The organism is Pseudomonas sp. SDO5215_S409 (genome assembly GCF_054071325.1).
Window position 1 is genome coordinate 176,345 of the sequence record NZ_JBSVWN010000002.1, and the last position, 19,070, is coordinate 195,414.

At 61.2% G+C, this 19,070-nt stretch carries 17 protein-coding genes; 9 read left to right on the forward strand and 8 right to left on the reverse strand.

Going from position 1 to position 19,070, the window contains the following annotated elements:
* Positions 1-27: 27 nt before the first annotated feature.
* From ACW9H9_RS01665 to ACW9H9_RS01695, 7 genes are all read left to right on the forward strand, one after another.
* On the forward strand, positions 28-780 hold the full coding sequence (locus tag ACW9H9_RS01665) for an SDR family oxidoreductase (RefSeq protein ID WP_457341267.1): 753 nt from the start codon (positions 28-30) through the stop codon (positions 778-780).
* Between the two features lie 31 nt (positions 781-811).
* Positions 812-1,393, forward strand: coding sequence for a TetR/AcrR family transcriptional regulator (locus ACW9H9_RS01670; protein WP_457341268.1), 582 nt, complete (start codon positions 812-814; stop codon positions 1,391-1,393).
* Positions 1,394-1,569: 176 nt separating this feature from the next.
* Complete coding sequence (locus ACW9H9_RS01675; RefSeq protein WP_457341269.1) at positions 1,570-2,010, forward strand: hypothetical protein; 441 nt, start codon at positions 1,570-1,572, stop codon at positions 2,008-2,010.
* A gap of 241 nt (positions 2,011-2,251) precedes the next feature.
* Positions 2,252-2,743 (forward strand): Hcp family type VI secretion system effector, encoded by a 492-nt coding sequence (locus tag ACW9H9_RS01680; protein ID WP_457341270.1) that lies wholly within the window; start codon positions 2,252-2,254, stop codon positions 2,741-2,743.
* Entirely contained in the window at positions 2,733-3,434 is a 702-nt protein-coding gene (locus ACW9H9_RS01685) for a DUF4225 domain-containing protein (protein WP_457341271.1), read from the forward strand. The genes ACW9H9_RS01680 and ACW9H9_RS01685 overlap by 11 nt, the downstream gene beginning before the upstream one ends.
* A complete protein-coding gene (locus tag ACW9H9_RS01690; RefSeq protein WP_457341272.1) occupies positions 3,431-3,748 on the forward strand; it encodes a hypothetical protein in 318 nt (105 codons plus the stop codon). Before ACW9H9_RS01685 ends, ACW9H9_RS01690 begins: the two co-directional genes overlap by 4 nt.
* Entirely contained in the window at positions 3,745-4,050 is a 306-nt protein-coding gene (locus ACW9H9_RS01695; protein WP_457341273.1) for a hypothetical protein, read from the forward strand. The genes ACW9H9_RS01690 and ACW9H9_RS01695 overlap by 4 nt, the downstream gene beginning before the upstream one ends.
* A 125-nt stretch (positions 4,051-4,175) precedes the next feature.
* On the opposite strand, the gene cysS is transcribed toward ACW9H9_RS01695, so the two are convergent.
* Together cysS and ACW9H9_RS01705 are read right to left on the reverse strand one after the other, a co-directional pair.
* The gene (gene cysS, locus ACW9H9_RS01700) at positions 4,176-5,558 is read right to left on the reverse strand and encodes a cysteine--tRNA ligase (protein WP_457341274.1); all 1,383 of its coding nucleotides are present in this window, start codon (positions 5,556-5,558) and stop codon (positions 4,176-4,178) included.
* A gap of 19 nt (positions 5,559-5,577) precedes the next feature.
* Positions 5,578-7,278, reverse strand: a complete 1,701-nt coding sequence (locus ACW9H9_RS01705; protein ID WP_457341275.1) for a glutamine--tRNA ligase/YqeY domain fusion protein — start codon at positions 7,276-7,278, stop codon at positions 5,578-5,580.
* 236 nt (positions 7,279-7,514) lie between these two features.
* Between ACW9H9_RS01705 and ACW9H9_RS01710 the strand changes: the two genes are divergently transcribed.
* Complete coding sequence (locus ACW9H9_RS01710) at positions 7,515-8,018, forward strand: peptidylprolyl isomerase (protein WP_457341276.1); 504 nt, start codon at positions 7,515-7,517, stop codon at positions 8,016-8,018.
* Positions 8,015-8,761, forward strand: a complete 747-nt coding sequence (lpxH, locus tag ACW9H9_RS01715; protein ID WP_457341277.1) for a UDP-2,3-diacylglucosamine diphosphatase — start codon at positions 8,015-8,017, stop codon at positions 8,759-8,761. The genes ACW9H9_RS01710 and lpxH overlap by 4 nt, the downstream gene beginning before the upstream one ends.
* 44 nt (positions 8,762-8,805) lie before the next feature.
* On the opposite strand, the gene ACW9H9_RS01720 is transcribed toward lpxH, so the two are convergent.
* The 6 genes from ACW9H9_RS01720 to ACW9H9_RS01745 form a co-directional block, all read right to left on the reverse strand.
* Positions 8,806-10,335: a DHA2 family efflux MFS transporter permease subunit gene (locus ACW9H9_RS01720; protein ID WP_457341278.1), complete on the reverse strand. Its 1,530-nt coding sequence runs from the start codon at positions 10,333-10,335 to the stop codon at positions 8,806-8,808.
* Entirely contained in the window at positions 10,335-11,534 is a 1,200-nt protein-coding gene (locus tag ACW9H9_RS01725) for an efflux RND transporter periplasmic adaptor subunit (RefSeq protein WP_457341279.1), read from the reverse strand. The genes ACW9H9_RS01720 and ACW9H9_RS01725 overlap by 1 nt, the downstream gene beginning before the upstream one ends.
* Before the next feature lie 15 nt (positions 11,535-11,549).
* A complete protein-coding gene (locus ACW9H9_RS01730) occupies positions 11,550-13,007 on the reverse strand; it encodes an efflux transporter outer membrane subunit (protein WP_457341280.1) in 1,458 nt (485 codons plus the stop codon).
* On the reverse strand, positions 13,004-13,477 hold the full coding sequence (locus ACW9H9_RS01735; protein WP_457341281.1) for a MarR family winged helix-turn-helix transcriptional regulator: 474 nt from the start codon (positions 13,475-13,477) through the stop codon (positions 13,004-13,006). The genes ACW9H9_RS01730 and ACW9H9_RS01735 overlap by 4 nt, the downstream gene beginning before the upstream one ends.
* A 187-nt stretch (positions 13,478-13,664) precedes the next feature.
* Entirely contained in the window at positions 13,665-17,339 is a 3,675-nt protein-coding gene (locus ACW9H9_RS01740; protein ID WP_457341282.1) for a translocation/assembly module TamB domain-containing protein, read from the reverse strand.
* A complete protein-coding gene (locus ACW9H9_RS01745; RefSeq protein WP_457341283.1) occupies positions 17,339-19,066 on the reverse strand; it encodes an autotransporter assembly complex protein TamA in 1,728 nt (575 codons plus the stop codon). Before ACW9H9_RS01745 ends, ACW9H9_RS01740 begins: the two co-directional genes overlap by 1 nt.
* Positions 19,067-19,070 lie beyond the last annotated feature (4 nt).

The window sequence follows — 19,070 nt, forward strand, 5'->3', positions numbered from 1 at the left end:
TTAATCCACTAAAATCAGACCCTATTCATGACCCCCATCACTCAGCGTTTCAACAGCAAAGTCGCCTTGGTCACCGGCGGCTCCCGCGGCATTGGCGAAGCCATCGTGCGGCGTCTCGCCGATGAAGGCGCCGCCGTCGTCTTCACCTACGCCGCGTCTGCCGACAAAGCGCAGGCCCTGGTCCGTCAAATCGAAAGTGAGGGCGCCAATGTGCTCGCCATTCAGGCCGACAGCGCAGACCCGATTGCGCTCGAGCGTGCCGTGGCCGTCACGGTCGAGCGTTTTGGCGCACTGAACATTCTGGTCAACAACGCCGGTATTTTGCAGGTGGGGACTGTCGATCAATTCAACCTGGAGGACTTCGACCGAATGTTTGCGGTAAACGTGCGCGCAGCCTTCGTGGCCGCCAAAGCCGCCAGCGCCGTGATGCACAGCGGTGACCGGATCATCACCGTGGGCAGTGTGGTGGCAGAACGCTCAGCGTTTGCGGGTGCCAGCGTCTACGGCATGACGAAGTCGGCAATCGCCGGTATGATCCGCGGCCTGGCCATTGATCTGGCGCCGCGTGGCATCACGGTCAACAACGTACAGCCGGGCCCGACCACCACTGACATGAACCCGGCCGATGCGCCTCATTATGAGCAGCTCAAAACCCTGATCCCTCTGGGCCGCCTGGGCACTGCCGGTGACGTTGCAGGCATGGTCGCCTACCTTGCCTCCCAGGATGCGGCCTTTGTGACCGGCACCAGCCTGACCGTCGACGGGGGTTACCTGGCCTGATTCTCTTACCCGTCATCGCGCTGAGGTAACCATGGCAAGACCCCGAGCCTTCGACCACGAGCAGGTGCTGCAACAGGCTATCCGCGTGTTCTGCGACAAGGGGTTTGCCGCAGCGTCCACCGAGCAATTGATGCAGGCCATGGGGTTGAGTCGCCAGAGCATGTACAACACGTTTGGTGACAAACGCCAGTTATACCTGCTGGCCATGGACGCCTACCAACGCCAGGCCGTGGATGACTTGGTCGACCGCTTGAGCCAGGGCCCTTCTGCGCTTGAGGCGTTGCACAGCACCTTGCGCGCCTTCGCCACCCGCCCCCTTCGAGAAGGCACGGCAGGTTGTATGGGCGTTAACGCCATTTGCGAGTTCGGGCTGACAGACGATGAAGTCAATCAAATCACCGAACGCAGCACCCATCGTTTGTGTGAGGCTTTTGGGCAGAACCTCAACCGTGCAATCGCGTCCCACGAGCTGCCTGCCGAAACGGATGTGCCGGGCGCCTGCGATTTTCTGATGGCGACGCTCAGCGGGATGAAAGTCGCCAGCAAAGGCGGCGCGACGGTCGAGCAAGTGGAGCGCATTGCGCTGTTTGCGATACGGGGCTTGCGGGCCTGAACCTCCCCCCTTGGCAGGGCGCTCGTGGCATAGAGGTTTTCGCGATGAAAACCCGCGCAACACGCCAAACCGTACTATCGAACTGTCAGATATGACAGTTACCAAAACCTGCGCTGCTCCTTACTGTTGCCCGTACTGCCCAACCCTGCGCAGTCAGCACCCAAGGAGTTCACGCCATGAATGACTCAGTCGCTACCTCCACTGTCGTGGTGGAAAACGAAGTCCACGCCACCCTTTCGGTGAAGGGCGAAAGCTCCGCCTTTGTTTCGAACTCGACAACCGTCGCCACCTCCGGAACCCGCTTGATCGTGCGCGCGTATCAGCATTTGTTCAGCCCCTTTCGCATCGTGCAAATCAGCTTTGGCATTCCGCTCGGTACGTCGGCGGGCACCTACCCGCTGGGCGACCCCACCAATGGCATCGTTGCGCATTTGCTGCCGCCCAATACCTCGCCGCTCGATTCTTATAACGCCATTGCGGGCAGCATTACGTTTGTGAATGCCCCGACGCTGGAACATGTTCACGGGAGCTTTCATTTCAAGGCGCAAAAGTTCAATGAGGAAGATCCTAGCGTTGCGCAAGTTAAAGATGGGACCCTGGCTATCGGCTCGAAATAGCACCCGTCCGTTTCAAACGTTGTTCATTTTTCCCAATGCCCCCTCGCAGTCCATTGCCTGATTAAACAGTGCCAAGGATTGCTGAGGGGTATTGCCGTTAACGGCGTGTCTGAAAGAATTTCTGCTCTTCATAAGTGAACTTTCCTACATCTCACTCACACACTATAAACAGACCCTTCCGACATATCTCCTTGATTTTTTTATGTATGTTTAACGCCAAATTAAACATGGCGTTTACTCTATGGCTAATCACGGTTACATGAGCATCAACGGAAAATCCCAAGGCATGATCTCGGCAGGTTGCTCCACGCAGGACTCGATCGGTAACAAGTGCCAGGACGGTCACCGGGACGAGATCATGGTGCTTTCTTTCAACCACAACCTGTTGAATGAAGGCAACCTGAACGTCCCCACGCATGGCCCGATCATCATCACCAAAAACATCGACAGGGCCTCACCGCTGCTCGCCGTCGCGCTGTCCAAAAGAGAAGAGCTGAACTGCATCATCAACTTCTACCGCATCGCGCCTTCGGGGCGGCAACAGAAGTATTACACCGTCGAGATTCGCGGCTGCGTCATTGCCAACCTCAATATCGAGGTGCCTCACGCGGTGTTGCTGAACGACGCGCAGGCAGAAGAACACCTGTCCCTGCGTTATCGGGAAATCATCTGGACACACCATCTGGCGGGCACCAGCGGCTACAGCACGTGGGAGCAAGCCGGTGAAGTCTGAAACCGCCACTTTCCACGACCTGTGGGAACTGCACATGGCGGCCGGGCGGCTGGTCAATCACGCGTGTGCAATCGGTAGCAGGCACCTGAGCAGCGGCGTCACGCGCATCCAGTTTCATCGAGAAGTGGCCTACTACGCACGCGGCATCATCAGGGCGGTTGAGGATGGAAGCAAAAGCCTTGAGCAGGGCTTGCAGGAGATCAAGGACGAGCAACGTAGCCTGCGTGAACAATTTAGGTTCGTTACCTGGCATGGCTTGGGCGTTGTCACCGGCGCACTTCAAATCGCAGCAGGTGCGGGTGTTTGCTACGCCTCCGCCGGCACGCTTTGCCTGATGGCAGGTATTCCGTTGATGGCACACGGCGCGAACAATACCTATGAAAACGGGCGCAACCTCGCCACCGGCCGGTCCGATACAGTCGGGCCTGTTCGCAAAGGCTACCACGCTGCGGCCTCGGTCATGGGGCAGGGAAACCGCGAAGGCAATATCGCCTATGGCGTTGTCGATATTGGCTTGTCCGTGCATAACTTCACACGGTATGTGAACAAACCAGGGGCATGGCGCTTATTCCGATACATTGATTCGGATCGTATAAGGGCCTACAAGACGATGGGTAAAACCTCCATAGGCGTTGAAGTTTTAGCCAATGGCGTCACGCTGGAAAACATCCGCGAAGAGACGAGTCAATGATTATCGGGGTCTATTTAATCATTAGTGCCTTCGGCATTATCGTCTCATTCACCGCCAAGGTACTGCTGTCAGGCAGAACCATGGGCAACACTCGATATTTTATTGGGTATGCCATCAGCGGCTGTTTTTTATGGATACATGGGGAGCTTATTTTCTACGACAAGTTTCCCTTTTATGGACGCCACCCAGAACTCATAAAACAATACGAGATCATTGGTTGGTTCGCGTTGAGCTGCTACCCCATCCAGGCGCTGGCGTTCCCGGCACCCTACGAAGTTCGTTGGTTGTTCTCAAAAAGGCTTGAAAAACAATGACATTCTGGTTTTTAGTCATTTTCCCACTCTTTGCACTCTGGGGCGTGCTGTGTGCTTACGCGCTTAAAATATATTTGTCCGGTGAATACCTGTATTCGCTGAAGTTTATAATGTGCATGTATTTCAACGGTTTCCTGGGTATTAACCACTTCGACATTGTAATGAACAGCAACTTTTTCGTGCTCGGCCGCCGCCCTGACATTGTGCTTGATTACCCCTTTATCACCTGGATCGCGTATGCAGGCATGCTGCTTCACTTCTTTGCCTATCCGGTCAGGCGACCCCTGCGGTGGTGGTTCTGAAGCATGAGGAACGGGCAATCCACCCCGCTCTTTTTCACCGCTTTATCACCCCAACCGTGAGGTGCTTTCGCCCAATAAAAAACGCCCCGAACTGAGTCGGGGCGTTTTTTGTCCAGCCGGCTGCGTTAGTCAGCCAATCGCCACGTCGTACCGCCCTTGCCGTCTTCCAACACAACCCCCATTGCGGTCAGTTGGTCACGAATGCGGTCGGACTCTGCCCAGTCCTTGTTGGCACGGGCCGCCAGGCGCGCCTGGATCAACCCCTCTACCTGGGCCGAGTCCACACGCCCTTCGGCACCGGCCTGCAGGAACGCGTCGGCGTCCAGTTGCAGGACGCCCAGCACGCTGGCCAGCGCTTTCAAGCGTGCCGCCAAACCCGCCGCAGCGTCCGTGTCGCTTTCGCGCAGGCGGTTGATCTCGCGCACCATCTCAAACAGCACCGCACACGCTTCCGGTGTGCCGAAGTCGTCGTTCATCACCTGGGTAAAACGCTCGACGAACGCCTCCCCGCCCACCGGGGCCACCACGGGCAGGCCTTTCAAGGCGTGATAGAAGCGCTCCAACGCGCCCTTGGCGTCCTTGAGGTTGTCTTCCGAGTAGTTGATGGCGCTGCGGTAGTGGCTCGACACCAACAAGTAGCGCACCACCTCCGGGTGGTACTTTTCCAGCACGTCGCGAATGGTGAAGAAGTTGTTCAAGGACTTGGACATCTTCTCGCCATTGATGCGGATCATGCCGCAGTGCATCCAGGCGTTGGCGTAGGTCTTGCCGGTGGCCGCTTCGCTCTGGGCGATCTCGTTTTCGTGGTGCGGGAACTCCAGGTCGCTGCCGCCGCCATGAATGTCGAACGTCTCGCCCAGGCAGCAGGTGGACATCACCGAGCACTCGATGTGCCAGCCCGGACGCCCGGCGCCCCAGGGCGACGCCCAGCTCGGCTCGCCCGGCTTGGTGCCTTTCCACAGCACGAAATCGAGCGGGTCCTGCTTGGCTTCGTCGACTTCGATGCGTGCGCCGATGCGCAGGTCTTCGATTTTTTTGCGAGACAACTTGCCATAACCCATGAACTTGGCGACGCGGTAGTACACGTCGCCATTGCCCGGGGCGTAGGCGTAACCCTTGTCGATCAGGGTCTGGATCATGTTCAGCATGCCGGGGATGTGGTCCGTGGCGCGCGGTTCCATGTCCGGCTTGAGGATGTTCAGGCGCGCTTCATCGTCGTGCATCGCGCTGATCATGCGCTCGGTCAGCACATCGAACGCTTCGCCGTTCTCGCGTGCCCGATTGATGATCTTGTCGTCGATGTCGGTGATGTTGCGCACATAGGTCAGCTCGTAACCGCTGAAGCGCAGCCAGCGGGTCACCAGGTCGAAGGCGACCATGCTGCGCCCGTGGCCCAGGTGGCAGTAGTCGTACACGGTCATGCCGCACACGTACATGCGCACCTTGTTGCCATCCAGCGGCTTGAAGACTTCTTTGCTCTTGCTGAGCGTGTTGTAGATCGTTAGCACGACAAATCCTTAAGACTGATCACTGGCCCCACGAATCACGCAAGGTCACGGTACGGTTGAATACCGGAGCGCCTGGTTTCGAGTCCTTGATATCCGCGCAGAAGTAACCTTCGCGCTCGAACTGGAAACGGTCTTCCGGCTGTGCGTCACCCAAGGAAGGTTCGGCACGACAACCCGTAAGTACTTGCAGGGAGTCAGGGTTGATGTTGTCGAGGAAACTGGCGCTGTCTTCGGCCTTTTCAGGGTTGGGCGAGCGGAACAGGCGATCGTACAGGCGCACTTCGCACTCGATGCTGGCCGCCGCGGGCACCCAGTGGATCACGCCCTTGACCTTGCGGCCTTCGGGGTTCTTGCCCAGGGTGTCCGGGTCGTACGAGCAATGCAGCTCGACGATGTTGCCGTCGGCGTCCTTGATCGCTTCATCGGCGCGGATCACGTAGCTGCCACGCAGGCGCACTTCGCCATTGGGCTCCAGGCGCTTGTAGCCTTTTGGCGGTTCTTCCATGAAGTCATCGCGGTCGATGTAGATTTCACGGGCGAACGGCAGCTTGCGCACGCCGAGCTCTTCTTTTTGCGGATGGCGTGGCAGTTCGAGGTTGTCGACTTGCTCGTGCGGGTAGTTGGTGATCACGACTTTCAACGGGCGCAATACGCACATAGCGCGCGGGGCGTTCGCGTCCAGGTCCTGGCGGATGCTGAATTCGAGCATGCCAAAATCCACCACGCCGTCGGAACGGTTGGTGCCGACCATGTCGCAGAAGTTGCGGATCGATGCCGGTGTATAGCCGCGGCGGCGGAAGCCCGACAGCGTCGACATGCGAGGGTCGTCCCAGCCGTTGACGTGCTTTTCGTCCACCAGTTGCTTGAGCTTGCGCTTGCTGGTGATGGTGTAGTTCAGGTTCAGGCGGCTGAATTCGTACTGGCGCGGGTGCGCGGGCACCGGCAGGCTGTCCAGGAACCATTCGTACAGCGGACGGTGGCTTTCAAACTCCAGGGTGCAGATGGAGTGCGTGATGCCTTCGATCGCGTCCGACTGGCCGTGGGTGAAGTCATAGTTGGGGTAGATGCACCACTTGTCGCCGGTCTGGTGGTGATGGGCATGGCGAATGCGGTACATGATCGGGTCGCGCAGGTTCATATTCGGCGAGGCCATGTCGATCTTGGCGCGCAGCACACGGGCGCCGTCGGGGAACTCACCGGCGCGCATGCGGGCGAACCAGTCCAGGTTCTCCTCCACCGAGCGCTCGCGGAACGGGCTGTTCTTGCCGGGCTCGGTCAGGCTGCCACGGTATTCCTTGGCTTGCTCGGGGCTCAGGTCGTCCACGTAGGCTTTGCCGGCCTTGATCAGCTCGACGGCCCAGTCGTGCAGTTGGTCGAAGTATTGCGAGGCATAGCGCACTTCACCGGACCACTCGAAGCCCAGCCACTTCACGTCGCTTTCAATGGCGTCGATGTATTCCTGGTCTTCCTTGGCCGGGTTGGTGTCGTCGAAACGCAGGTGGGTCACGCCGCCGAATTCCTGGGCCAAGCCGAAGTTCACACAAATCGACTTGGCGTGGCCGATGTGCAGGTAACCGTTGGGCTCAGGCGGGAAACGGGTGACGATCTGCGTGTGCTTGCCCGAATCCAGGTCCGCCTGGATGATCGGGCGCAGGAAGTTGACCGGGACGGCAGGTCCGGCCTTGGCGTTCGGGGTAGGGTCGACAGTGGGCTTGCTCATAGGATCCTTGAAGACAGGTACGTGGCCCGGGCAGGCCAGATAAAACAAAGCGCTTATCATAGCTGATGCTGTCAAGCCGCTGACAGCGCGAGGTGCATTTAATGCACCGGTGGTAAAAAACCACCTCGAAATTCGCGCAGGTCACGCTAAACTGCGCGTCCTGGCCGCCTGTTGGCCAAACCGGTCGCGGCGTTCCCACGCCCGCACCCACGAATTCCCTGAAAAGAGTAGTGAACATGACTCAAGTCAAACTGACCACCAACCACGGTGACATCGTCATCGAGCTGAACGCCGAGAAAGCGCCGATCACTGTCGCCAACTTCATCGAGTACGTGAACGCAGGCCACTACGAAAACACCGTGTTCCACCGTGTCATCGGCAACTTCATGATCCAGGGCGGCGGTTTCGAGCCTGGCATGAAAGAAAAGAAAGACAAGCGTCCAAGCATTCAGAACGAAGCGGACAACGGCCTTTCCAATGACAAGTACACCATCGCCATGGCCCGTACCATGGAGCCGCATTCGGCGTCGGCGCAGTTCTTCATCAACGTGTCCGACAACAGCTTTTTGAACCACAGCGGCAAGAACGTGCAGGGCTGGGGTTACGCCGTGTTCGGTAAAGTCACCGAAGGCACCGACGTGGTCGACAAGATCAAAGGCGTGCAAACCACCGGTAAAGCCGGCCACCAGGACGTTCCGGTCGAAGACGTAATCATCGAGAAAGCCGAGATCGTTGGGTGATATTACTGATTTCAGATTTGCATCTGGAAGAGACACGCCCGGACATTACCCGGGCGTTTCTGGAGTTGCTGGGCGGCCGCGCTCGCGCTGCCCAAGCGCTGTATATCCTGGGCGACTTCTTTGAAGCCTGGGTAGGCGACGACGGCATGACGCCGTTCCAGCACTCCATTTGCACCGCCCTGCGCGCCTTGAGTGACAGCGGCACACCGATTTTCATCATGCATGGCAACCGGGACTTCCTTATAGGCAAAGCGTTCTGCAAAGCAGCAGGCGCCACCTTGCTCAAGGACCCGAGTGTGGTGCAGCTCGCCGGGGAGCCCGTGCTGTTGATGCACGGCGACAGCCTGTGCACCCGCGACGTGGGCTACATGAAGCTGCGGCGGATCCTGCGCAACCCCCTCACCCTGTTTATCCTGCGTCACCTGCCCTTGCGCACCCGGCACACACTGGCACGCAAGCTGCGCAGTGAAAGCCGGGCGCAAACGCGCATGAAGGCCAATGACATCGTCGATGTCACCCCCGAAGAAGTGCCCCGGGTGATGCAACAGTTTGGCGTGCGCACCCTGGTGCATGGCCACACCCACCGCCCCGCCATTCACAAGTTGCAGGTGGACGGGCAACCGGCCAAACGCATTGTGCTGGGGGATTGGGACAAGCAAGGCTGGGCGCTGCAGGTGGATGAACAAGGGTTCCAGCTGGCCGCGTTCGACTTCGCGCCGTTGCTGCTCAACCACACGCCCTGACCCGCGCCAAGCGACGGCCCCACGCCAAACGTGGGACCGGTCGCTCAATGCCCCGACGCCTCAGGGCCCGCCTTGGCACTGAACGGCGGCTTGGCCAGCCACACCAGCAGAATCAAGCCCATGAACATCCACCCCAGCATCGTGAAGTAATCCACGGTGGACATCATGTACGCCTGGCTGGTGAGGATCTGGTCCAGCTGCGTATACGCCTTCTGCCCCGCCCCGCCCAGCGTGTTCAGCGCATCACGGGTGGCGGAGTCGTACACGGTCATGTTCTCGCTCATGTAGGCATGATGCTGATCGGCCCGGCGAATCCAGATCCAGGTGGTCAGCGACGCCGCAAAGCTGCCGCCCAGGGTGCGTAAAAATGTCGCCAGCCCGGCACCGTCGGCAATCTGCTGGGGCGGCAGGTCAGACATCAGAATGGTCAGGGTGGGCATGAAGAACAGCGCCACGCCAATCCCCATGAACACCTGCACCAGGGCGATATGCTGGAAGTCCACTTCATTGGTAAAGCCTGCGCGCATGAAGCAGCTCAGGCCCATCGCCAAAAACGCCAGCCCGACCAACAAGCGCAGGTCGACCTTGTTGGCGTATTTACCGACAAAGGGCGACATGAACACCGGCAAAATCCCCATCGGCGCCACCGCAAGCCCCGCCCAGGTGGCGGTGTAGCCCATGCGGGTTTGCAGCCACTGCGGCAGGATCAGGTTGATGCCAAAAAACGCCGCATACCCCAGGATCAACACGAGGGTGCCAATGCGAAAGTTGCGGTAGGCGAACAGGCGCAAGTTGACCACCGGGTGTTTGTCAGTCAGCTCCCAAATCACGAAAAACGCCAGGGCGATGGCCGCGATCACAGCACCAATAATGATGAAGTTCGACTCGAACCAGTCCAGGTCATTGCCCTTGTCGAGGATGATCTGCAAGGCGCCCACGCCCACGATCAAACTCAACAGGCCCACATAGTCCATCGGCTGCGGGCTGGTGACCACCGGGCGTTTCTTCAACTGCGAACGCACCACCAGCGCGGCGAAAATACCGATAGGCACGTTGATGAAAAAGATCCACGGCCAGCTGTAGCTGTCGGTGATCCAGCCGCCCAATATCGGCCCGGCAATCGGCGCCACCACCGTGACCATCGCCAGCAACGCCAGGGCCATGCCTCGCCTGGCCGGCGGGTAGACCGCGATCAGCAGGGTTTGCGTCATGGGGTACAAGGGCCCGGCTACCAGGCCTTGCAGCACCCGAAAACCGATCAGTTCGGGCATCGAGGTGGACACGCCACACAAAAACGACGCCAGCACGAACAACATCGTGGCCCACAAAAACAGCTTCACTTCACCAAAGCGTCGGCTCAACCAGCCGGTGAGCGGCAAGGCAATCGCATTGCTCACCGCAAACGAGGTAATGACCCAGGTGCCCTGCTCCGAACTCACGCCCAGGTTGCCGGAAATGGTCGGCAACGCCACGTTGGCGATGGTGGTGTCGAGCACCTGCATGAAGGTCGCCAGGGACAAGCCGATGGTGGCCATCAGCAAGCTGGGCGGCGTGAACGCGGCGTTATTGCTCATCAGCGTTGCGCAGCCTTGGGCGCCGCCAGGCTGTTGTCATGGATCAGCTGGGTGATCATAGCGTCAGCCTCGGCCAATTGACGATCGTACACACCGGTGGTGAACGTGGCTTTTTGCGGTGGCTGTTGGGCCAGCACCGGGCCGCTCTGATCGTGCAGGTCGACGCTGACCACGGTGGACAAGCCCACCCGCAACGGGTGCTTGGCCAATTCGTCGGCGTTGATGTGAATGCGCACCGGCACCCGCTGCACAATCTTGATCCAGTTACCGGTGGCATTCTGCGCGGGCAGCAATGCGAAGGCACTACCGGTGCCCGCGCCCAGGCTGTCGATGGTGCCGCTGAACTTCACGTCGCTGCCGTACATATCCGACTCGATGTCCACCGGCTGGCCAATGCGCATGTCGCGCAATTGGGTTTCCTTGAAGTTGGCGTCGATCCACAGTTGGTCAAGCGGGATCACCGCCATCAGCGCCGTGCCCGGCTGAACCCGTTGGCCCAGTTGCACGGTGCGCTTGGCCACGTAGCCGGTGACTGGCGCGATCAGGGTACTGCGGGCGTTGGTGAGGTAGGCTTGGCGCAACTGCGCGGCGGCGGCCTGCACGTCCGGGTGCGAGGAGATCACCGTGTCGTCCACCAGCGCACTGGTGGTCTGCAACTGCTGTTGAAGGTTAGTCAGGGCGTTTTGCGCCGAGATCAGGTCGTCGTGGGCATGGGACAGTTCTTCCTGGGAAATGGCCCCGCCAGCCGCCAGGCTTTTGCGCCGGTTGTAGTTGTCCTGGGCCTTTTTCACGTTGGCCTGTTGCGCCATGACCTGGGCCTTCATGCCATCGACGTTACTGTACAACCCGCGTACCTGGCGCACGGTGCGCGCCAGGTTGGCCTGGGCGCTTTGCAGGCCGACGGCGGCGTCATTGGGGTCGAAATTGACCAGCACCTGGCCTTCGTGCACCAGGTCGCCATCGTCGGCGCCGATGCTCACCACGGTGCCGGTGACCAACGGGGTGATTTCCACCACGTTGCCATTCACGTAGGCGTCGTCGGTGCTTTCGCTGAAACGCCCGTAAAACTCATACCAGCCCCACACGCCCACAGCGCCAAGGATGACGATGAGCGCCAGGCCCAGCAGCAGCACTTTGCGTTTGCGCGGATGGGTGTCGGCGGGTTGTTCGGATGTGTTGGTGGGTTGGGCAGTGGCCATGACAAATACCTCAAGTTATTCCGTGCGTGTGGCTGGGGTGGTCGTGGTCGCTGCCACGTTATCGACGCTGAAACCGCCCCCCAGGGCCTGCATCAATTGAATCGACAGAGCGATCTGCCCGGCATTCAGGTTCGCCAGCTCGCGCTGGGCCTGCAGCAATTGCTGCTCGATGCTGAGCACGTCCAGGTAATTACCGATACCCGAACCGTAACGCTGTGCTGCGGTGTTGTAAGCGTCTTGCGCAATGTCCGCGGCGTGTTGCTGCGCCTGGATCTGCCGCCCGGTGTCACGCAGTTGCGAGAGGGTATTGCCCACATCGCCCAGCGCCTGCACCAGGGTTTTGTTGTACTGGGCCACCGCCAGCTCGTAGTCGGCGTCGCGGGCGTCCAGGTCGGCGCGCAACCGCCCGCCGTCGAAAATCGGCAGGGAAAGAGTCGGTGCAATGCTGAAGAAGCGGCTGGCGGAGCCAAACATCGCGTCCCCCAGCAACGACTCGGCCCCGGCGCTCGCGCTCAGGTTGAGGTTGGGGTAGAAGCGCGTCTTGCTGGCGGCGATGTTCTTGCTCGCCGCCTCCACACGCCAGCGCGCGGCGACCAGGTCGGGACGTCGGCCCAGCAGCTCGGCCGGCAGCACCGACGGCACCGCCACGGCGGCGGGCTTGAGCACCGCCGGGCGGGCCAGCTCGTTGCCCCGATCGGGGCCTTTGCCCAGCAGCACGGCCAGGGCGATTTTGGCGCTTTGCAGGCGTTTCTCGGCGTCGATCAATTGCGACTCGGCACCGGCTTCCAGGCTTTGGGTCTGCTGGTACTGGAATTGGCTGTCGATGCCAGCGCTCAGGCGGCGCTGGCCCAGGTCGAGCATTTGCCGGGTGCGCTTGAGGTCGTCATTGGCCAGGTCCCGCACAATGTGCGCCTGGCCCAGGTCGCTGTAAGCCTTGGCCACGTCGGCCGCCAGGGTGAGGTGGGCGGCCTGCCGGTCGACTTCGCCAGCACGGGCCTGGCCCAACGCCGCTTCCCAGGCGGCACGCTGGCCGCCCCACAGGTCGAAGGTGTAGTTGAACCCGGCGCTCAGGTTGCGCACGGTAGCGTAGGCATCGCCCTGGCCGCGCGGGTCCTGGTCCTTGGCCAGGCGCGAACGGCTGACCCCGGCGCTGGCGTCCAGGGTGGGCAGGCGCTCGGCATCGGCGGCATAAGCGGCGGCTTCGGCCTGGTGGGCACGGGCGCTGGCGACTTGCATGTCGGGGCTGTCACGCAGGGCTTCCTGGATCAGGTCGTCGAGTTGCGGGTCGCCCAGGCTTTTCCACCAGTCGCTTTTTGGCCAGGCCGCGGGCGACAACGTCACGCCGCTCAAGGATTGGCCGGTGTGCAGGTTGTTGGCGTCCAGGCGCTGAGCGTCGGGGGTCAGGCCGCTGTAGTTGGCACAACCGGCCATGCTCATGGCCACCAGCACCAGGCCAAGCACACGTGTGTTCATTGGTCACCTACCCGCTGGAGGACGAGGGAGTCCCCGGCCGCAATCAGGATTTTCTTCAGGATCTGTTCCAGCGCTTCCAGCTCACCAACCTCAAGGGCGCCCGTCAGCTCGTTCAGCGCCTGGGCGCCGATACTCGGCAGCAGGTCCACCAGGCCCTGGCCTTCTGCGGTGAGGGCCAGTTGCACCTGACGGCGGTCCTGCTCGGAACGCTTGCGCACCAGCAGGTTTTTTTGCTCCAGGCGGTCGAGCATGCGGGTCATGGAGCCGCTGTCCAGCGACAAGTGGCGACACAGCTCGGCCGGGGTGTCCACAGCGTACTGGGCAATGATGATCAGCACTTTGAACTGTGCGGCAGTGACGCCAAACGGTTCCATGTGTTTGTCCAGGATGCGGTCTTTGAGCAGCGCAGCACGCCCCAGCAGCAGGCCGAGGTGGCAGTCGTAAAAATTCTTGGGGGTGAAATGGCTCATCAGAAGTCACCTTATTACTGCCTAGGCAGCGAATATGTGACGAAATATTACTGCTTAGGCAGCGAATGTCAATACAGTTATTAGCTTGCTTGGTATTTGACGACTAACGGCCAGCCCGCACACGTAAAAAAAGGGGCCGGTTTTCCGGCCCCTTCGTGGGTAGCTATCGTGCGCATCCGAACGCGGGTCAGAAGTCCCGCTTGTAGAAAATATCCAGTGAACTGGCCACGCCACTCGCCACTTCCAAGTACACCTTCTTGCTCAGCAGGTAGCGCAGGGCAATGGTGTTGGCCGGTTCAAACACCCCCACGCCGTAACGCAGGCTGAGCTTCTCGGTGATATTGCCGCTGGCCACCACGGCAGTGGTGTTACCGCTGCCTTGGGTGTCCAGCTCGAAATCCTGAATACCCAGGTTCTTGGCAATGTCGGACGTCACCCCCGCACTGCCCATCAAGCCCAACCCCAACGCGGCCTGGGCAAGCATGTTGTTGTCCTCGCCGGTGGTGTTCAACGGGCGCCCCAGCACCAGGTACGACAGCGCTTGCTCCTGGCTCATCGCAGGTTCCGAGAAGATCTGCGTGGTGGGTTGCTCGGCGCTGCCGCTCAGGCGGATACCGGCCGTCACGTCGTCGGTCTTGCGGATGGCTTCGATATCCAGATAAGGCTGGTCCAGGGGGCCTGCGAACAGCAACCGCGCACGCCGCACGTCGAGTTTCTGGCCGTAGGCGCGATAACGGCCATCGTTGAGCCACAGCTCGCCACGGGTGTCGAGGTTGTCGCCAATGTGCACATGGCCCTGCACCTTGGCGGTGAGGCCAAACCCCGAAAACGCGAGGGTGTCCTCGCCGACCTCCACATCGATGTTCATCGCCATGGCCATGGGCGGCTTGCCCGCTTCGGTCTGGCTGCCGACGATCACGGTGTCATCCGACACCTTGACCGTTGACGGCGGCAGCTCGCGCACGGTGATTTCACCCCGCGGAATCCGCACCTTGCCAGCGATGGCCAACTGGTCGTGTAGCAGGGTGATTTTCAGGTCCGGCGCCACTTCCAGCACGGCATAAGGCTCCACGGTGACCGGTAGTTGCGCGCCTTGCAGGCTGAGGTCCACCGCCAGCGCCTGGCCCCACTGGATCTGCCCCTTCACACTGCCCTGCCCGGCCTTGCCGCTCGTCCAGCCGCCGTTGAGCTGCACGCTTTCACCGGCGATCAGCGCCTGCACGTTCAGCCCTTCAAAGCTCATCGGCAGTTCCGGGCCGGAGATCTCGCCGCCTACCAGGCTCACGTTGCCGTTGACCTGAGGCGCGAGCAGCCCACCGGAAATACGGCCGTTGCCGTTGAGCTTGCCGTTGAGCTTTTCCACCATCGGCACGAACGGGCGCGCCACGGCCAGGTCCAGCCCGGTCAAGCTGAAGGTGCCGGTGATCGGTTTGTTTTTGGGCAAAGGGTTGAGCTGGGCCTGCAACAGCAACTCACCCAGCTTGCCGCCGCGAAAGTTGAGTTGGGTGTCGATACGCTTGGGGTTCAGGGTGGTTTCCAGCTTGAGCGTGTCGTACGGAAAGTCCAACCACTGGTTTTTGTCTTTGACGCGCAGGGTGCCGCCGCTGGCGTCCACCGAAACGATGCCCTTGGGCCCGCTGGCGGGCAGGTCCAGCTGAACATCGGCATTCAGCGTGCCCTGCCAGGCAAAGTCCTTGGGCAACCAGGGCGCCAGGCTGTCGAGGGGGAACTGCTTGAGGTGATAACGCAGCTTGGGGTCGGGCATCAGGCGCTGGTCTTCGCCGCACAGGCTGGCGGGGCCGGAGATCCAGCAATGGGCTGCGAAGTTCAGGCGCCCGTCAGCCAGGCGTTCGATGCTGGCCGGGGCTTGCAGCTTCCAGTCCTGGCCGCCCGCTTGCACATCACCACTGGCCAGGCGCCCGCGCCAGTTGCCTTTGTCGAGGTTGCCGTCCAGCGCCAGGGCCAGCTTGACCAGAGGTCCGCTCAGGTCCAGTTGCAGGGTCTGGCTTTTAAGCGTGCCCTGGGCGCTGGCCGTGAAGGTGCCCACCTGGGTGTCACCGGACTGGATGCCGCTGCCCTTAAGGTCGATTTTCGCGCGCTGGGCGCTGTCCAGGTTCGCGCCCAGGCTCAGGCTTTGCAGGCGGTTTTCGGCAAACGCCAACTGCTGGCCCGCCAGGTTGAGCGTGCCTTGGGGCGCCTGCACCGTGCCCGCCACATCGAGGCGACCGTTGATTTGCCCCCGCAGTTGCGGCCACAGCTGGGCAAGGCGCGCCAGCTTGATGTCGATTTGCCCGGCCACCCGCTGTTGCAGGCTGCCACTGCCCGAGATGCGGTTGTCACCCAGGCGGATCTCCAGCGCGCCGAGGGTCCATTGCTCACCCGCGCCCTCGGCCTTGGCTTGCAGCACCGCAGGCTGGCCGCGCAGGCGGCCTTTGAGGTCGAGGTTTGCGTTGAGCTTGAGTTGCCCGTTTTTCATCTCGCCCTGGCTGCACAATGGGCCCGCCAGGGTGCCGGGCAGTTGCCCGACCCAGTACGCCGGGTTCAGTGCCGACAAATCCAGCGCGGCGTCCCAGGCCAGGCCGTCGGCAAATTGCAGGTTCAGGTGGCCTTCGGCCTTGCCTTGGCCAGCGGTCAATTCCAACTGCGGGAGAAAGACTTGCTTGAGGTCGCCACTGAACGGGGTGACCAGGCTGAACTTGCCGGCCGGGCCGTCGAGGTCGGCCTTGAGATTGCCCAGGTAGTTGCCGTCTTTATAGGAAATTTCGCCATTGAAGGTGCGCAGCACCACCTGGGGTTCGTCGATCAGCGGGTAGAGGCGATGCCAGGGGAAATCGAGCCAATCGATCTTCGCATCGGCGCTGAAACCTTGCTGCCAGTCCAGTTGGGCACTGAGTTTGAGGGTTTGCCGGTCACCGGCGTTCAGGTCCAGGCCGGCGATTTGCGCGCCTTTGGCGTCGACACGGCCTTGCAACAACAAATCCACCGGGCCTTTTTCGGCGGGCAATACGGCTTTGCCGAGCAGTTGGTAGCCGTTTTTCAGGTCGCCCTTGGCGGTCAGATCCAGCCCGTTGAGTTGCAGGGTGTCGGGCAAATCGGCGCTGGCCTTGAAGCCATCGGCAGCGATGTGCAGTTGCGCCGGGAGGTTTTCCACCAGCGGTTGCAATTGGCCACTGAGCTTGGCGGGCAAATAGCCGCTGCTGTCAGCGTCGAGCGTGAGGCTCTTGAGCAAATCACCCTGCACCTTGAGCGCCAGGCGCCAGGGCGTGCCGCCAGGGGCGTACGGCAGGCTCAGGTTACCGGCGGCGGTCAATGGCCAGTCGCCGGTGGGTTGCAGCAGCCCGGACAAGTCCAGCACCAGGCCTTCGCGTTGCAGGTGCACGGTGTCGAGCTTAAGGCCCTCGGCGGTCCAATGGGCGGCCAGTTGCAGATCCTTGAGTTGCTCACTGCCGTTTAGCACCAGGCTTGCGACGCGCACATTGGCCAGTTGAACCGCCACCGGCAACGTCAAGGTGGGCAAGGTGATCGGGCCGCTGCTGTCCTGCTCCGGGCCCGGCGGGAATTGCAAATTGACCTGTTCCACCTCCAGCGTGTTGACGCACAAGGTCATGCGCAGCAGGCAGGCCGGCGACCAATCGAAGGTAGGGGCCTTGAGCACCACCTGGCTGGCGTCCTGCTGCCAAACCAGTTGATCGGCGCTCCACTGCCCGCCTAGCCGTCCCTGGAAATGCTCCACGTTTAGGCCCGGCACCTGGCCCAACACCCAGCGGCTGCCCGCCTGGGTGCCCAGCACCGTCCACAGCGCCAACAGCACCAACGCCAAGACCGCCAGAACGGTCAGCCCCGCTATTTTCAAACCACGCATCACAGCTCAGGCCCCATGGAAAAGTGCAAACGAATACGGCCCGGGTCTTCCAGGGCATGGGCCAGGTCGAGGCGGATCGGACCGACCGGCGACACCCAGCGCACCCCTACACCCACGCCGGTTTTGAGGCTGGGCATTTCCAGGGTGTTGAATGAGTTGCCCTGGTCGATAAAGGTCGCGATCCGCCATTTGTCGGTGATGGAGTATTGATACTCCGCACTCAGCGCCACCATGTAGCGGCCCCCGATGCGGTCGCCCCGATCGTTTTCCGGCGACAGGGTCTGGTACTCGTAGCCGCGTACGCTCTGGTCACCCCCGGCAAAAAAGCGCAGGGACGGCGGTACGGACTTGTAACCGTTGGTGGCGCTGCCGCCAAATTGTGCGCGGCCAAGGAAGCGGTGGTTGTCCCACAACGTGGTCAAGCCTTTGACCGTGGCGGTGCCATAAAGCAGGTTGGTGTCCGAACCGAGTCCTTCCTTGGCCACCTTGGTGTCGAACTGCAGCCGATAGCCGTTGTGGGGGTCGATGCGGTTGTCGCTGCGCAGGTACGAATAGGTCACGCCCGGCATGACCAGGTTGCTCAGGCCCGAGTCGTTGCCCAGGCGATACTCTTCGCGCTGGTACTTGAGCGAGATGATCCGGGTCCAACCGCTGGGCAACTTGCTGTGCCATTCGGGGCCGACGGTGAGCAGCTTGCTCAGGGTGTCGGTGTTGGCCAGTTCTTCATTCTGGTAACCGGCGGCAAAACGCAGTTTATCGGTGAGGGGGGGGTCCAGCGGAATGTCGTACCACAGCCCGACGTTTTGCCGGGGCGCCGACAGTTCGGCTTCCCAACCATAACTGTGGCCCTGGGGGTTGACCCAGTGCCGCGTCCAGTTGGCCTTGCCGCGCGGGCCGACGTCCGTCGAATAACCCAGGCCCAGGCCCAGGGTGCGGGGCTTGCGGGTTTCCAGTTGCACGGCCACCGGGATCACATCATGGGCGGAGGCTGCCGGTGCCGCGTCCACCCGCACGCCTTCAAAAAAGCCGCTGCCTTGCAGGGCCTGGTTGAGTTCGGCGATCAGCTCGGAGTCGTAGGGCGTGCCGCTCTTGAACGGCACCATGCGTTGCAGCAGGTCCTCGTCGAACGGGGTGTCGCCGGTGAAGTTGACCTTTCCCAAGGTGTAGCGCGGGCCGCTGTCGTACACGAGGTCGATATCGGCCACGCCCGCTTGCGGGTCCACCGACAACGTCTGGTGGGTAAAGCGCCCGCTGAAAAAACCATAGCGCGACGCCTGGTTCTGGATCATGCGCTTGGCGGCTTCATAGTTGCCGTGGTTGAGCACGGCGCCGGGGGTGAGGTCGCGGCTGTCGGGCACACGAAAGGCTTTAAGGGACGCGGCCTGGCCGTCGACCCGAATGGTCACGGTGCGCAAATGCACCGGCTCGCCGGGGTCGACGGTCAGCGTCAAGCGCGGGTTCTTGCCGCCTTTCACCTCACTGGTGATCTGCGGCTGGTAGAACCCCAGCGCCTGGGCGGCTTTTCGGGCCTGCTCCTCGGCGCCGCGACTGAAACGCAGCAGCGCTTCTTCGTCACGGTCGCCCACCCCGCCGATATAGCCTTCGATGTTGGCTTTCAACGCGTCGTTAGAGGGCTTGATCCGCACGTCCAATTCGCTTTGCGCCAATGCGCCGCAGCTTGTAAACAGCAGAACCAAGCCGCTGGTAAATCTTCCTGGAAACTTCATAGGC

Excerpts from the sequence above, each read along its gene's own strand:
- ACW9H9_RS01665 (WP_457341267.1), top strand. The coding sequence starts at position 28 with ATGACCCCCATCACTCAGCGTTTCAACAGCAAAGTCGCCTTGGTCACC.
- ACW9H9_RS01670 (WP_457341268.1), top strand. The coding sequence starts at position 812 with ATGGCAAGACCCCGAGCCTTCGACCACGAGCAGGTGCTGCAACAGGCT.
- ACW9H9_RS01675 (WP_457341269.1), top strand. The coding sequence starts at position 1,570 with ATGAATGACTCAGTCGCTACCTCCACTGTCGTGGTGGAAAACGAAGTC.
- ACW9H9_RS01680 (WP_457341270.1), top strand. The coding sequence starts at position 2,252 with ATGGCTAATCACGGTTACATGAGCATCAACGGAAAATCCCAAGGCATG.
- ACW9H9_RS01690 (WP_457341272.1), top strand. The coding sequence starts at position 3,431 with ATGATTATCGGGGTCTATTTAATCATTAGTGCCTTCGGCATTATCGTC.
- ACW9H9_RS01695 (WP_457341273.1), top strand. The coding sequence starts at position 3,745 with ATGACATTCTGGTTTTTAGTCATTTTCCCACTCTTTGCACTCTGGGGC.
- ACW9H9_RS01705 (WP_457341275.1), bottom strand. The coding sequence starts at position 7,278 with ATGAGCAAGCCCACTGTCGACCCTACCCCGAACGCCAAGGCCGGACCT.
- ACW9H9_RS01710 (WP_457341276.1), top strand. The coding sequence starts at position 7,515 with ATGACTCAAGTCAAACTGACCACCAACCACGGTGACATCGTCATCGAG.
- ACW9H9_RS01720 (WP_457341278.1), bottom strand. The coding sequence starts at position 10,335 with ATGAGCAATAACGCCGCGTTCACGCCGCCCAGCTTGCTGATGGCCACC.
- ACW9H9_RS01725 (WP_457341279.1), bottom strand. The coding sequence starts at position 11,534 with ATGGCCACTGCCCAACCCACCAACACATCCGAACAACCCGCCGACACC.
- ACW9H9_RS01730 (WP_457341280.1), bottom strand. The coding sequence starts at position 13,007 with ATGAACACACGTGTGCTTGGCCTGGTGCTGGTGGCCATGAGCATGGCC.
- ACW9H9_RS01735 (WP_457341281.1), bottom strand. The coding sequence starts at position 13,477 with ATGAGCCATTTCACCCCCAAGAATTTTTACGACTGCCACCTCGGCCTG.
- ACW9H9_RS01740 (WP_457341282.1), bottom strand. The coding sequence starts at position 17,339 with ATGCGTGGTTTGAAAATAGCGGGGCTGACCGTTCTGGCGGTCTTGGCG.
- ACW9H9_RS01745 (WP_457341283.1), bottom strand. The coding sequence starts at position 19,066 with ATGAAGTTTCCAGGAAGATTTACCAGCGGCTTGGTTCTGCTGTTTACA.